Below are 13,414 nucleotides of genomic sequence, written 5' to 3'. Positions count from 1 at the left end.
GCACACTCCGTCATGCTCCGCCTCCCGTCAGCGGACTGCCGTGCAGGTACCGTCCGAGGGCCGGGAACCGGGGAGAGCCGCCCGGTACCCGCCGCGCACAGCGCACACTCCGTCATGCTCCGCCTCCCGTCAGCGGACTGCCGTGCAGGTACCGTCCGAGGGCCGGGAACCGGGGAGAGCCGCCCGGTACCCGCCGCGCGGAGCGCACACTCCGTCATGCTCCGCCTCCCGTCAGCGGACTGCCGTGCAGGTACCGTCCGAGGGCCGTCACGGGGAAGACCAGGCGGTACAGGTGGTAGTTGATCGAGAAGTCCCACGGGAAGCCCGTCCCGGTGAACTGCGGCTCGTCCCAGCTGCCGCTGGGCAGTTGGGTGCGGCAGAGCCACTGGACGCCCCGCTCGACCACCTCGCTGTGCGCCCCGTCCGGCCCCTCGCCCGCCGCCAGCAGGGCCATCAACGCCCAGGCGGTCTGCGAGGCGGTGGAGTCGCCGCGCCCGGACCAGCGGGCCGGGTCCTCGTAGGAGCGCATGTCCTCGCCCCAGCCGCCGTCCGGGTTCTGACGGTCCGCCAGCCAGTCCACCGCGCGGCGGACGGCGGGGTGCGAGCCGGGGATCCCGGCGGCCACCAGGGCGGGCAGGACGGAGCCGGTGCCGTAGATGTAGTTGGTGCCCCAGCGGCCGAACCAGGAGCCGTCCGCCTCCTGGTTCTTGAGCAGCCAGTCGATGCCGCGCCTGGTCCGCCGGTCCCCGGCGAGGCCGGTCTCGGCGAGCATCTCGACCACGTGCGCGGTGACGTCCGCCGAGGGCGGGTCGACCACCTCGCCGAAGTCGCAGAACGGCAGCTTGTTGGGGAGGGTGCTGGTGTTGTCGACGTCGAAGGCGCCCCAGGCGCCGTTGCGCGACTGCATGCCGAGGTTCCACTCGACGCCCCGCCGCACCGCGCCGTCGATCCGCGCCCGGTCCGGGTGGGCGACCCGCTTGAGGGCGAGCACCACCTCGGCGGTGTCGTCGATGTCGGGGTAGTTGTCGTTCTCGAACTCGAAGGCCCAGCCGCCGGGCGCCAGCCGCGGGCGCTGGACGGACCAGTCGCCGGGGCGGCGGATCTCCTCGGCGAGCATCCAGTCGGCGGCCGAGACCAGTGCGGGGTGGTCGGCGGGCAGGCCCGCGTCCCGCAGCGCGATGGTGGCCAGGCAGGTGTCCCAGACCGGGGACTGGCAGGCCTCCAGCCAGCGGCGGCCGTCCTCGGTGTGCACGGTGAAGCGGTCGAAGGCGGCCAGCCCGGCCCGCATGACGGGGTGTTCGAGGTCGTAGCCGAGCAGGTGGAGGGCGATCAGGGAGTAGACGGCGGGCGGCTGGATGCCGCCCCAGCAGCCGTCCGCCTCCTGGCGTTCGACGATCCAGCGGCCGGCCTGGGCCAGGGCGGCCCGGCGCAGCGGGCGCAGGGCGCGCTTGTGGTACGCGTGCAGGACCAGGTCGAGGCGCTCGAAGACGCCGTCCCAGCCGGTGGGCGGGGCCAGCGGGCGCAGCGGGTACGGGTCGGCCGGGTCGGTGTGCAGTTCGGTGAGGTCGAACGGGGCGGGGCGGACCGGGCGGTGGGCCGAGACCACGGTGAGCGGGACGATGGTCTGCCGGGCCCAGCAGCCGAAGGCGTAGATGTTCAGCGGCAGCCAGCGGGGCAGGAAGATGATCTCCGGCGGCATCTCGGGCAGCCGCTCCCACGGCCACCAGCCGAACAGCGCCAGCCAGATCCGGGTGAACACCCGGCTGGCCGCGATGCCGCCGCGCTCCCGCACGTACCGGGCTGCGGCGGCCATGTGCGGCGCGCCGGGGTCGTCGCCGGCGAGCTTGAGCGCGACGTAGGCCTCGACGGTGGTGGACAGCTCGGGCGGGCCGCCGTAGAAGGTGGACCAGGTGCCGTCCTCGCGCTGCTGGGAGCGGATCCAGGCCGCGGTGGCCGCGGTCTGCTCCGGCTCGCGGATGCCGAGGAACTGACGCAGTAACAGGTCCTCGGCGTCCATGGTGACGTTGGTCTCCAGGTCGCCCTTCCACCAGCCGTCCGGGCTCTGGCGTGACAACAGCTCGGCGGTGGCCCGGGCCAGGGCCTGGGCCGGATCGAACGGACCGCTCCGCTCCGGCCCGTCGGCCTGCCGCCTCCCGGCCCCCGGTGCGGGGGCCGTCGCGACCGTCGTCTGACGGCCGGTCAACCGGTCCGTGACCGGCGGGCGTTCGCCCACCGCGGCCGGCTCGGGATCGTACTCAGGGTCGAGCCGGCCGTCCGCGGTTGCTGTCACGTCAACGTCACCTCTCTCGTACCACCACGAATTCGGCGAGTGCGACGAAGCGCTGGCGCACCTCGTCGGTCATGGGCACCTCGTCCAGTGCGGCGAGGGCGGTCTGGTGCTGCCGGCGGGCCTCCTGCTGGGTCCACGCCCGGCCGCCGGCCTGCTCGATCAGCGCGGCGCGGGCGGCGAGCTGGTCCTCGCCCTCCTCGCCGCGGCCGCTCGGGTCGGCCAGCTCGGCGGCCAGCCGACGGGAGGCGGCGCCGCCCTCGGCGAGCGCGGCGGCCACCGGGAGGGACTTCTTGCGCTGGCGCAGGTCCCCCCAGTGCGGCTTGCCGGTGACTTCGGTGGCGCCCCAGATGCCGAGCAGGTCGTCCACCGCCTGGAACGCCAGGCCGACGTGCATGCCGTAGCGCTGGAGGGCGTCCGAGACCCGGTCGTCGGCCCCGGCCAGCACCGCGCCGATGGCGGAGGCGGCGGCCAGCAGGGCGCCGGTCTTGCCCGCCTCCATGTCGAGGCACTCCTCGACGGTGACCACGTCGCGGTGCTCGAAGGAGAGGTCCTTGGCCTGCCCGTCGATCAGCTGCCGGGTGGTGGTGGTGATCAGCCGGACCGCGCGGGCCGCGTCGGCGGCGGAGGCGGTACCGGTGACCGCGGCGTCGAGCAGGACCTCGGTGCCCAGGGCGGCCAGGCCGTCGCCGACCAGGATCGCCTGGGCCGGGCCGAAGACCGTCCAGGCCGTGGCCCGGTGCCGGCGCGTCTCGTCACCGTCCATCAAGTCATCATGGAGGAGCGAGAAGTTGTGCACCAGTTCGACGGAGACGCCACCGGGCACGCCGACCTGCGCCGGAGCGCCGACGGCCTCCGCCGAGAGCAGGGCGAGCGCCGGGCGCACGGCCTTGCCGCCGTCACCCGCGACGGGCGTGCCGTCCCGGTCGATCCAGCCGAAGTGGTACGCCGCCACGGTGTCCATCGGTGCGGCCAGCCGGGCGACGGCGGCGCGCAGCGGCGGGGTGCAGAGGGCGCGGCCCCGGGCCAGCAGTTCCGGCACCGGGAGTGCGGCCGGCGCGTCCTGGACCGAACCGGTCCCGCTGCGAGGCTCCACGTACGTTCCCTCTCCCTGTCCTGCGAACGGTGCGAACGGCACGCGAGGCCGCTCTGGTGCGGTGTCAGTTCTACCCGGCCCCAGACTCATCGAGGCCACCTTCCGTCACTCCGGTCCACCGGACGGCGCCTTCCGGCCAGGGCCGCGTCGGCGGCCGCGTGACCGCTGCGGACGGCCCCCTCCATGGTCGCGGGCCAACCGGTGGCGGTCCACGAACCGGCCAGCAGCAGGCCGGGCACCCGGGTGACCGGGCCGGGGCGCAGGGCCGCGGTGCCGGGGGCGGGCGCGAAGGTCGCGGTCCGCTCCCGGGTGACGAAGAAGTCCAGGACCTCCGCGCCCCGGGCGGCCGGCAGCAGCCGCTCCAGCTCGGGCAGGTAACGCTCCCTCAGCTCGGCCACCGGGAGGTCGATCTCGTCCTGCACGGCCGACTGCGACAGGGCCAGGTACTGCGCGCCGGGCACGTCCAGCCCGGAGTGCGCGGTTCGGTCGAAGACCCACTGCACCGGCGAGCCGAGGGCGGCGAAGAACGGCTGCTTCAGCAGCCTGCGGTCGTAGACCACGTGCACGTTGAGGATCGGCGCGTGGCCGAGCCCGGCCAGGCGCTCGGGGTGCTCCAGCGCGCCGTCCGGGAGCAGTGCGGCGGCCGACTCCTGGGCGCCGGCCAGCACCACGGTGTCGGCGGTGAGCAGCTCGCCGCCCTCCAGCCGGACGCAGTGCTGCTCGGCGGTCTTCACCTCGGCCACCCGGGTGCGCAGCCGCACCGAGACCCCGGCCCGCTCCAACTCGGCCAGCGCCAGGTCGTGGTGGACCTCGCCGAGCGGCACCTTGGCCATGCCGATGTCGGAGGCGCCCGGGTCGGAGAGCAGGCCGGTCTTGAAGACCATCGCGGCCAGCGCCAGCGAGGTCTGCTCGGCGGTGGCGTTCAGGGTGGCCACGCCGACCAGGTCCCAGAGCGCGGCCGTGGTGGCCGGGGTCTGGCCGTGGGCGCGCAGCCACTCGGCGAAGGAGATCCGGTCCAGGCCCGGATCGTCCAGGTCCAGCCCCTTGAGGGCCAGCGCGGCCCGCACCACCCGCAGCCGGTCGGCGGCGGTCAGGTGCGGGTACGAGGCCAGGCTGCCGGCCAGGTGCAGCGGGACGGGCAGGCCCGCCCGGCGCAGCCGGCCCAGGGTGCGGCGCCCGTCCGGCGAGACCGACAGGACCGGGACGTCCAGCCGGGGCTGGACGTCCACCAGTCGGCCCGCACCCAGCCGGTCGATCAGGCCGCGGTAGGCGGTGCAGCAGCGGAGGAAGACGTGCTGGCCGTTGTCGACGGTCAGCTCGCCGCGGCGGAAGGAGAAGGCGAGGCCGCCGAGGCGGGGCCTGGCCTCCACCAGGGTGACCCGCCGGCCTGCCTCGGCCAGCCGCAGCGCGGCGGTGATGCCCGCCAGACCGCCGCCGACCACCACGGCGGTGAGCTCCCGGTCGTGCCCTGCCGTCATCTCGCGCCTCCCCTTCGGTGGTCGTGGCCGGCCCGTGCCCGACCGCCGTGCGGCGACCGGGTGCTGACACAGCGTGACATAAACGCGGAGAGAATCAAGAACGCCCTCCGGCGAGCCCGGAGAGTGCCACGTACGCCTTCTCCCAGCCCGGCAGCGAGACCCGGCCGCGCAGGACCGACTCGGGTTCGGCGGCGATCCGGCCGAGCAGCCGGTGGTAGATCCCGGCCATCGCGGCGGTGCAGGCCCGGCTGCGCCGGTCCAGCATCGGCAGCAGCCGCAGGCCGTCGGCGAAGGCCTGCTGGGCCCGCTCGGCCTCGAAGGCGACCAGGCCGGTGAAGTCGGCGCCGACCGGCGGCCGGTCGAAGTCGAAACCCTGTTCGCAGCCGAATCGCACCAGGTCCTCGGTGGGCAGGTAGGTGCGGCCGTTGGCGGCGTCCTCGCGCAGGTCGCGCAGGATGTTGGTGAGCTGCAGGGCCAGACCCAGGGTGTCGGCGTACTCGGCGCCGAGCTTGGGCTGCTCGCAGCCGTACACGCCGAGCGAGAGCCGGCCGATGGACCCGGCCACGCAGCGGCAGTAGACCTTGAGCTCCTCGAAGGTCTTGTACTCGGCGCCCCGGAGGTCCATCTCGACGCCGTCGATCAGCTCGTCGAAGCCGCCCAGGTCGATCGGGAAGCGGCGGGCGGTGTCGGCCAGCGCGACCTTGATCGGGTCGGTGTCCTCGTCACTCACCGTGCCGAGCCGGACCTCCTCCAGCAGGAGCCGGGTCTGCCGCAGCTGATCGGCCTTCTGCTCCGGCGGGAGCTCGCCGTCGCCGATGTCGTCCACCCGGCGGGCCAGCGCGTAGAGCGCCGACATGCCGAGCCGCTTGGGCTCGGGCAGCAGCCGGATGCCGTAGCTGAAGTTCCGGGCCTGGAGGGCGGTGACCGCCTCGCAGTACCGGTAGGCCGCCATGACGGGGGCCGGGGCCAGTGGTGATGCCGCCACGCGGGCGTTCACCTTCCCTTCGCGAAGATTGCCGCCGCCTTGACCGCGAGGCGGCGCTTGTCCGGCTTCGCCTGCACCGCGAGCACGTCGTACCCGGCGGCCTCGATCGCCGACAGGGCCGCGTACCCGCCGGCGGTGAATCCCGCCAACAGCAGTCGGAGCCTCCCGTGCACCGTACCCACCAGCGGCGCTCCGTGGTCGAGCAGGGTCCGGGTGCGCTCCACCTGATGGGCGACCAGCTCGCGCACCCGGGCGTTCGCGGTGGGCGCGGCGAGGTCCCGCTCGGTGACGCCGAAGCGCTCCATGTCCTGCTGCGGGAGGTAGATCCGGCCGCGGCCCAGGTCCTCGGCCACGTCCTGGAGGTGCTCGGCCAGCTGGAGGCCGGTGCAGATCGCGTCCGAGTGGGCGATCCGCTCCGGGGTGGCCCTGCCGGCCAGCGCCAGCACCAGGCGGCCGACCGGATCGGCCGAAAGGGTGCAGTAGCCGATCAGGTCCTGCTGGGTGGCGTACCGGAAGGTGGTCTGGTCCACCCGGTTGGCCTCGATCAGACGGCGGAACGGCTCCGGGGTCACCGGGTGACGGTCGATCAGCGGGACCAGGCCCCGCATCAGCGGGTGCCGGGGCTGCTCCGCACGGCTGTCCAGGGCCGCCCCGAAGGCCCGGTCCAGATCCCGCTCCAACCCGTCCAGCAGCGCGAGCCGGAAGCCCTCGTCGGCCGGGCCCCCCTCGACCCCGAGCAGCGCGGCCACCTTCTCCGGCTCGGCCAGGTCGCCGTCACCGGCGTCGTCCACCAGCCGGGCGAAGCCGTACACCGCCATCAGGTCCGCCCGCCAGGCGGCCGGCAGGAAGCCGGGCGCGACCGGGAAGTTCTCCGCCCCCGCCTTGCCGAGGGTCTCGCCGTCGGTCCTACTGTCCGATTGCATTGAAGCCACTTCCGTCACTCCCCCGTTCTACACCGCCGACGCCCGGCGGCCCACCCGGACACGGCGGAGGGGCCGGCGCCGACTGCTCGGCACCGGCCCCTCCGCCTGAAGGAACCACCAGCCCCCGTGGGCTCAGTGCTCCTTCTCGTACTCCTTCATGACGTCGTCGGTCGAGCCGTCCATGACCAGCTCGCCCTTCTCGATCCAGATCGTGCGCTCGCAGGTGTCGCGGATCGAGTTGTTGTTGTGGCTGACCAGGAAGACGGTGCCCGCCTCCTTGCGCAGCTCGCGGATCCGGTCCTCGGAGCGGCGCTGGAACTTCTGGTCACCGGTGGCCAGGGCCTCGTCGATCAGCAGCACGTCGTGGGTCTTGGCCGCCGCGATGGAGAAGCGCAGGCGGGCCGCCATGCCGGAGGAGTAGGCGCGCATCGGCAGCGAGATGAAGTCGCCCTTCTCGTTGATCCCCGAGAAGTCCACGATGTCCTGGTAGCGGCTCTTGACCTCGGCCATCGACATGCCCATCGCCAGGCAGCCGAGCACGATGTTCCGATCCCCCGTCAGATCGTCCATCAGTGCCGCGTTGACGCCCAGCAGCGAGGGCTGGCCGTTGGTGTAGATGGCGCCCTTCTCGGTCGGCAGCAGACCGGCGATGGCCGACAGCATGGTCGACTTGCCGGAGCCGTTGGAGCCGATCAGGCCGACCGCCTCGCCCTTGTAGGCGGTGAAGCTGATGCCCCGGACGGCGTGCACCTCGCGGATCGCGGGCGAGCGCTTGCGCGAGATGATCCGGCTGAGCGCGGAGGTCGCGCTGCCGCGGCCCGAGCCGGCGCCGTGCACCCGGTAGACGATGTGCACGTCGTCCACCACCACGGTGGGGATCCGGGCGTCCCGGGTCTTGCTCATGACGGCCCCTCGGGTCTCGTCGGTCACGGTGTCAGCCACGGCCGTACTGCTCCTCTGCCTTCCAGAAGTACACGAAGCCGACCAGACCGGCGACGAGCGCCCAGCCACCCGCGATGGCCCAGACGTGCGGCGGCAGCGCCTCCTTGTTGTACGTGTTCGGGATGAACGCGTAGCGGATCAGGTCCATGTAGACCGAGGCCGGGTTCAGCCGGAACAGCGCCTGCCAGATGGTCGGCCACTTCTCGACCGCGCCCTGCACCGAGTACATGACGCCGGAGGTGTACATCCAGGTGCGCAGCAGGAACGGCATCAGCTGGGCCATGTCGCTGGTCTTGGCGCCGATCCGGGCGAAGATCAGGGCGAGGCCGGTGTTGAAGACGCACTGCAGGGCCAGCGCCGGGATCAGCAGCAGCCAGGTCATCGCCGGCGGCTGCCAGAACAGCACGATGCCGACGAGCACGATCATCGAGATCAGCAGCTGCTGGAGCTGGATCACGGTGAAGGCGATCGGCAGGCTGGCGCGGGGGAAGTGCAGCGCGCGGATCAGCCCGAGGTTGTCGGAGATCGCCCGGGTACCGGAGAGCACCGCGCTCTGGCTGAACTGGAAGACGAAGACGCCGATGCAGAGCCAGGGGATGTAGGGGTCGATCGACTCCCCGGACTTCATCATGACGCCGAAGACCAGGTAGAACACCGCGCAGTTCAGCAGCGGGGTGAGGACCTGCCAGACCTGGCCGAGCTTGGCCGTGGTGTACTGCGCCACCAGCCGCGCGGTGGCGAACGCCATGATGAACTGGCGCCGCGACCACAGCTCGCGCACGTACTTCAACAGGCCGGGCCGCTTGCCGCTCACGGTCAGGCCGTACTTGGCCACGAGCTGCTTCGGGGTCAGACCCGCGTCAACGCCGCTGGGTGCGGAGAAGTTGACCGGGTCACTCACTGTCGACACATTCGTCCTTCACGGGATCGGAAGACCGGGCCGCCGACGGGGGAACGGCGGCGGTTCCGGTCTGACCCACCGGGATCAACGGGGGGAAGTACCGGTCCGACGACGGGGGTCGCCGGAAGATTTTCTGCGATCAGATGATCGGCGGTCGGCCCAGACGGGTCAATCGCCACACCGTACGCCAACGCATCGGACGACGCGGACCGCACTGTTCGCGCCAGCCGGCCCGGAACCCGCCCAGCCAGGCCTTGAGCGCGTCCCCGGAGGGACGGCGGGCCACCGTGAGCAGGAACCAGACTCCCAGATAGAGAGGCACGAGAGGGGCCGGAAGGTTCCGTCGTGCGAGCCACACCCTGTTCCGGGCCACGTTGTGGAAGTACGCGGCGTGCCGGGCCGGGGAGGTGGTCGGGTGGAAGAGCACCACGTCGGCGCGGTAGTCGATGGACCAGCCGGCGTCCAGCGCCCGCCACGCGAGGTCGGTCTCCTCGTGGGCGTAGAAGAACTCCGCGGGCAGCTGCCCGGCCTGCGGGAAGACCGCGCTGCGGACGGCGCTGGCGCCGCCCAGGAAGGTGGTCACCCGGGAGGAGTGCATCGGGTCGCTGGCCCGCAGCCGGGGCACGTGGCGGCGCTGGGTCTCGCCGGTGTCCGGGTCGGCGATCCGGAAGGAGACGATCCCCAGGCCCGGGTCGGAGCTGAAGGCCTCGCGCAGGATCCGGGCGGAGTCGGTGCGGGGCAGCAGGCCGTCGTCGTCCAGGAAGAGGACGGCGTCCACGTCCCGGCCGTCCGGGCCGAACAGCTCGATGCCGACGTTGCGGCCGCCGGGGATGCCGAGGTTCTCGGGCAGCTCGACCGAGCGGACGCCCGCGGGCAGCTCGGGCAGCGGGGCGCCGTTGCCGACCACGGCCAGCTCGACCTCCGGGCCCTCCTGGGCGCGGACGGACTCGATCAGGGCGTTGAGCTCGGCGGGGCGGTTGCCCATGGTGATGATGACCGCACCGAGCTTGAAGTGGTCGGTCATCGCAGCCTGCTCGACAGGACGATGGAGAGCAGGTGCAGGACGGTCTGGAGCATCGCGATCGCGGCCAGCACGACCACCGCGAGGCGGGTGAAGTAGAGGTCGCCGGCCACCGCGTCGGCGATCCCGGCCGCCAGGATGAGCAGCGAGGCCTCGACCGCGCCGACCAGCCGGTGGAACTTCAGGAAGGCGGCGGCCTTGCGGGCCTTGGCCACCCCGGCCGAACGCGGCACCGAGGCGCTGTCCTCGACGGCGGTCATCCCGCTGCGGGCCCGGGCCACGTCCACCAGGTCGGTCTCCGACTTGATCAGGATGGCGCCGAGCGCGGCCAGCGCGCCGAGGAAGGCCCACTCCCAGTGCGAGGCGCTGCCCTGACGGTGGAACAGGTCGGTGGCCCGCAGGCCGAGACCGGTGAGCAGCGCGGCCTCGGACATGTAGTGGCCGACCCGGTCCAGGTAGACGCCGGTCAGCGAGGTCTGCCGGCGCCAGCGGGCCACCTCGCCGTCCACGCAGTCCAGCAGCAGGTAGACCTGGATCAGCAGGGCTCCCAGGACGGCGCCGGCGATGCCGGGCACCACCAGGGCGGCACCGGCCAGGATGCCGGTCACCATCATCAGGTAGGTCAGGCCGTTGGGCGTGATCGCCGTGACGGTGGAGAGCACGCGGGTGATCCTCAGCGAGATCTTCCGCATGTAGAGGCGCCCGGCCCAGTGCTCGGCGCTCCTGCGCTGGAGCATGCCCTCGGGGTGGATCACCGCGCGCAGCTCCTCGATCGAGGGGCGGCGGGTCAGGTCGACCGGGGGGCGATCAGCTGTTGACGGCTTGGACATAGTCGGCGTACGAGTCCCTGATGTCTGAGGGCGAGAGGTCGAGGTGTTCCAGAATGGTGAAGCGTCCCGGACGGGTGTTCGGAGCGTAGTGCACCGCCTCGGTGAACTCCGCCTCGGTGAAGCCGATCTGATCTGCCGTCACCGGCAGGCCGTGGAACCGGAACCGGTCCACCATCAGAGCCGACAGTTCGCGCTCGCCCCGCAGGAAGGTGGCGAAGGCCGCGCCGAGGCCGACCTGTTCGCCGTGCTGGGCGGAGCGCTTGGGGTAGAGCACGTCCAGGGCGTGCGAGATCTCGTGGCAGGCGCCCGAGGAGGGCCGGGTGCTGCCCGCGATGCTCATCGCGATGCCGGACAGTACCAGGGCTTCCGCGAGCGTCGTGAGGAGGTCCCCGTCCGTCAGCTTCCCGGGGTGCCGCAGCAGGGTCTCGCCGGCCGTCCGGGCCATCGCGACGGCCAGTCCGTCGACCGGTTCACCGGTGTGGACGTGCGAGAGCTCCCAGTCCGCGCAGGCGGAGATGTTGGAGACGGCGTCGCCGATCCCGGCCGCCACGAAGCGCGGCGGGGCCTGCCGGACGACGTCCAGGTCGACCACGATGCCGATCGGCCCGGGCACCCCGTAGGAGCCCCGGCCGGCGTCGTTGTCGAGGGTGGAGACGGGCGAGCAGAGGCCGTCGTGGGCCAGGTTGGTGGCCACCGCGACCAGCGGCAGGCCGACCCGGGCGGCGGCGTACTTGGCGGCGTCGATGATCTTGCCGCCGCCGAGGCCCACCATCGCGTCGTAGTGCCCGCGCACCCGGTCGGCGAGCCGCACCGCGGCGTCCAGCGAGCCGTCCTCCACCTCGTACCAGTCGGCGCCGGGCAGGGCGGGCTCCAGGCGCTCGCGCAGGCGGGCCCCGGAGCCCGTGCTGACCGCGACCGCGATCCGGCCCGAGGCGGAGAGCCGCTGGTCCGCCAGGATGCCGCCGAGCGAGTCCAGGGCGCCCGGGCGGATCTCCATGAAGACCGGCGAGGGCACCAGCCTGGTCAGTACCGGCACGCGATCTCCCGCGCCTTCGCCAGGTCGTCGTGGTTGTCGACCTCCACCCAGGAGACCTCGCCGATCGGCTGCACGTCGATGCGCAGGCCGCGGTCGACCATCTCCTGGTAGCCGTCCTCGTAGTACAGCTGCGGGTCGCGCTCGAAGGTGGCCTGCAGGGCGGAGGCCAGGTCGGCCGCGGCCGAGGGGTCGATCACGGTGACGCCGATGTACTCGCCGGTGGCCTCGGAGGGCTCCATCAGCTTGGTGATCCGGCGCATTCCGGAGGCCGGGTCGACGACGACCTTCATCTCCTCGTCGGCCAGCTTCTTCACGGTGTCCAGCGCCAGCAGGATGCCCGGGGTCTCGCCGGCGGCGATCCGGCCGCGGTAGCCGTCCAGCATGGTGTGCTGCACCGAGACGGGGTGCACGGTGTCGCCGTTGGCCAGCAGGAGGCCCTCGGCGAAGAGGTCACGGGCGCACCAGAGGGAGTAGGCGTTGTTCCACTCCTCCGCCTTGTCGTTCTCGACCAGGGTGAGCTTGACGCCGTACGTGCGCTCCAGCTCCGCCTTGCGGTCGTACACCGCCTCCTTGCGGTACCCCACCACGACGGCGGCCTCGGTCAGGCCCACCTCGGCGAAGTTCCCGAGGGTGAGGTCCAGCACGGTCCGCTCGCCGTCCACCGGAACCAGCGCCTTGGGCAGGGTGTCGGTGTACGGGCGCAACCGGCGACCGGCGCCGGCGGCCAGAACGAGGCCGATCATGCGGTGTCTCCTGACTCGTGGTGTTGCGTGGTGTCGCGGTGGTGGTGCGTGGTGACGCATCGTGCCGCGTGGTGCCGCCCGGTGGTCCGCGGCGGGGTCGGCGGCTCCCGCTGTGATCGTAGGCGACGGTCACGACCGGCCCGAACGCGGCCGGTACCGCACGGCCCTCCCCCGTGCCACCCGGGCACGGTGAGGCTACCGGAACGGGCGTACACCCCCGAAACCACACGGGTCAGGAGAACCGGGCAGATGATCGGAAAGGATCAGGGGGCGGCCCGGGCCGATCAGGAATCGAACGGATTGCCTGATCATCCGGCCCTTCCACGCCTCCGTGTGCGTCGCGCCCATTCGGGTACCCACCCATACGGCAGACTTGCCCCGGACGCCCGGGCGGCGTCCGGAGCGGCCGCCGCGCTCACGAACCAGCCACCTCCCCGTCGCGAAAGAGGCCCCATGCCCGAGTCCCGACCGTCCCTGCTCACCGAGGACGGCGCCGCCCCCGGCACGCCCGCCGAGATCCTGCTGGAGCTCGTCGACGACGAGGGTGTGACCATCGGCACCGCCGAGAAGCTCTGGGCCCACCAGCAGCCCGGTCGGCTCCACCGGGCGTTCTCGGTGTTCCTCTTCGACCGGCAGGGCCGGATGCTGCTCCAGCGCCGCGCGCTCGGCAAGTACCACTCCCCCGGCGTCTGGTCGAACACCTGCTGCGGCCACCCCTACCCCGGCGAGCAGCCCTTCGTCGCCGCCGCCCGCCGCACCGCCGAGGAGCTGGGCGTCGCCCCGGCCCTGCTCTGCGAGGCGGGCACCGTCCGCTACGACCTGCCCGACGAGGCCTCCGGCCTGATCGAGCGCGAGTGGAACCACCTCTTCGTCGGCCTGGTCACCGACGAGCCGAAGCCGGACCCGGAGGAGGTGGACGACTTCCGCTACGTCACCGCCGAGGAGCTCAAGGCGCTGGAGGCCGAGAAGCCGACCTCGGTCTGGTTCCGCACGGTCTTCGAGGCCGCCCTCCCGGGGATCCGGGAGATCGCCGGGCCCAGCTGGTAACGGGCCCTCCGCCGGACACGAGGGGGCGCCGGGACGGGGAGCACCACTCCCTGGAGTTCACGCTCGGCCCGGGCCAGAGCTGGGCGCTCGACGTGCAGTACGAGACCGTGGCCTACCAGATCACC

The 13,414-nt window shown here is 72.6% G+C and carries 12 protein-coding genes; 1 reads left to right on the top strand and 11 read right to left on the bottom strand.

Annotated elements, in window-relative coordinates:
- Window positions 1–214: 214 nt before the first annotated feature.
- From shc to ACWEPF_RS36820, 11 genes are all read right to left on the bottom strand, one after another.
- A complete protein-coding gene (gene shc, locus ACWEPF_RS36870) occupies window positions 215–2,290 on the bottom strand; it encodes a squalene--hopene cyclase (RefSeq protein ID WP_452176052.1) in 2,076 nt (691 codons plus the stop codon).
- Between the two features lie 7 nt (window positions 2,291–2,297).
- Window positions 2,298–3,383: a polyprenyl synthetase family protein gene (locus ACWEPF_RS36865; protein WP_452176051.1), complete on the bottom strand. Its 1,086-nt coding sequence runs from the start codon at window positions 3,381–3,383 to the stop codon at window positions 2,298–2,300.
- 86 nt (window positions 3,384–3,469) lie between these two features.
- Entirely contained in the window at window positions 3,470–4,861 is a 1,392-nt protein-coding gene (gene hpnE, locus ACWEPF_RS36860; protein WP_452176050.1) for a hydroxysqualene dehydroxylase HpnE, read from the bottom strand.
- 94 nt (window positions 4,862–4,955) lie between these two features.
- Complete coding sequence (gene hpnD / locus ACWEPF_RS36855; protein WP_345280825.1) at window positions 4,956–5,813, bottom strand: presqualene diphosphate synthase HpnD; 858 nt, start codon at window positions 5,811–5,813, stop codon at window positions 4,956–4,958.
- A gap of 41 nt (window positions 5,814–5,854) precedes the next feature.
- Complete coding sequence (gene hpnC, locus ACWEPF_RS36850; protein WP_452176049.1) at window positions 5,855–6,769, bottom strand: squalene synthase HpnC; 915 nt, start codon at window positions 6,767–6,769, stop codon at window positions 5,855–5,857.
- Window positions 6,770–6,901: 132 nt separating this feature from the next.
- Window positions 6,902–7,672 (bottom strand): ABC transporter ATP-binding protein, encoded by a 771-nt coding sequence (locus ACWEPF_RS36845; RefSeq protein ID WP_452176057.1) that lies wholly within the window; start codon window positions 7,670–7,672, stop codon window positions 6,902–6,904.
- A 31-nt stretch (window positions 7,673–7,703) separates the two neighbouring features.
- Window positions 7,704–8,621: an ABC transporter permease gene (locus ACWEPF_RS36840; protein ID WP_452176048.1), complete on the bottom strand. Its 918-nt coding sequence runs from the start codon at window positions 8,619–8,621 to the stop codon at window positions 7,704–7,706.
- A 130-nt stretch (window positions 8,622–8,751) separates the two neighbouring features.
- The gene (locus tag ACWEPF_RS36835) at window positions 8,752–9,636 is read right to left on the bottom strand and encodes a glycosyltransferase family 2 protein (RefSeq protein ID WP_452176047.1); all 885 of its coding nucleotides are present in this window, start codon (window positions 9,634–9,636) and stop codon (window positions 8,752–8,754) included.
- A complete protein-coding gene (locus ACWEPF_RS36830) occupies window positions 9,633–10,325 on the bottom strand; it encodes a CDP-alcohol phosphatidyltransferase family protein (protein ID WP_452176056.1) in 693 nt (230 codons plus the stop codon). Before ACWEPF_RS36830 ends, ACWEPF_RS36835 begins: the two co-directional genes overlap by 4 nt.
- Window positions 10,326–10,440: 115 nt before the next feature.
- Entirely contained in the window at window positions 10,441–11,499 is a 1,059-nt protein-coding gene (locus ACWEPF_RS36825; RefSeq protein ID WP_452176046.1) for an iron-containing alcohol dehydrogenase family protein, read from the bottom strand.
- A complete protein-coding gene (locus ACWEPF_RS36820; protein WP_345280798.1) occupies window positions 11,487–12,242 on the bottom strand; it encodes a phosphocholine cytidylyltransferase family protein in 756 nt (251 codons plus the stop codon). The genes ACWEPF_RS36825 and ACWEPF_RS36820 overlap by 13 nt, the downstream gene beginning before the upstream one ends.
- A 453-nt stretch (window positions 12,243–12,695) precedes the next feature.
- Between ACWEPF_RS36820 and idi the strand changes: the two genes are divergently transcribed.
- Entirely contained in the window at window positions 12,696–13,289 is a 594-nt protein-coding gene (idi, locus tag ACWEPF_RS36815; protein WP_345280799.1) for an isopentenyl-diphosphate Delta-isomerase, read from the top strand.
- Window positions 13,290–13,414 lie beyond the last annotated feature (125 nt).

It is taken from the genome of Kitasatospora sp. NPDC004289, from assembly GCF_053602875.1.
This window is presented reverse-complemented; position numbering and strand designations above follow the sequence as displayed.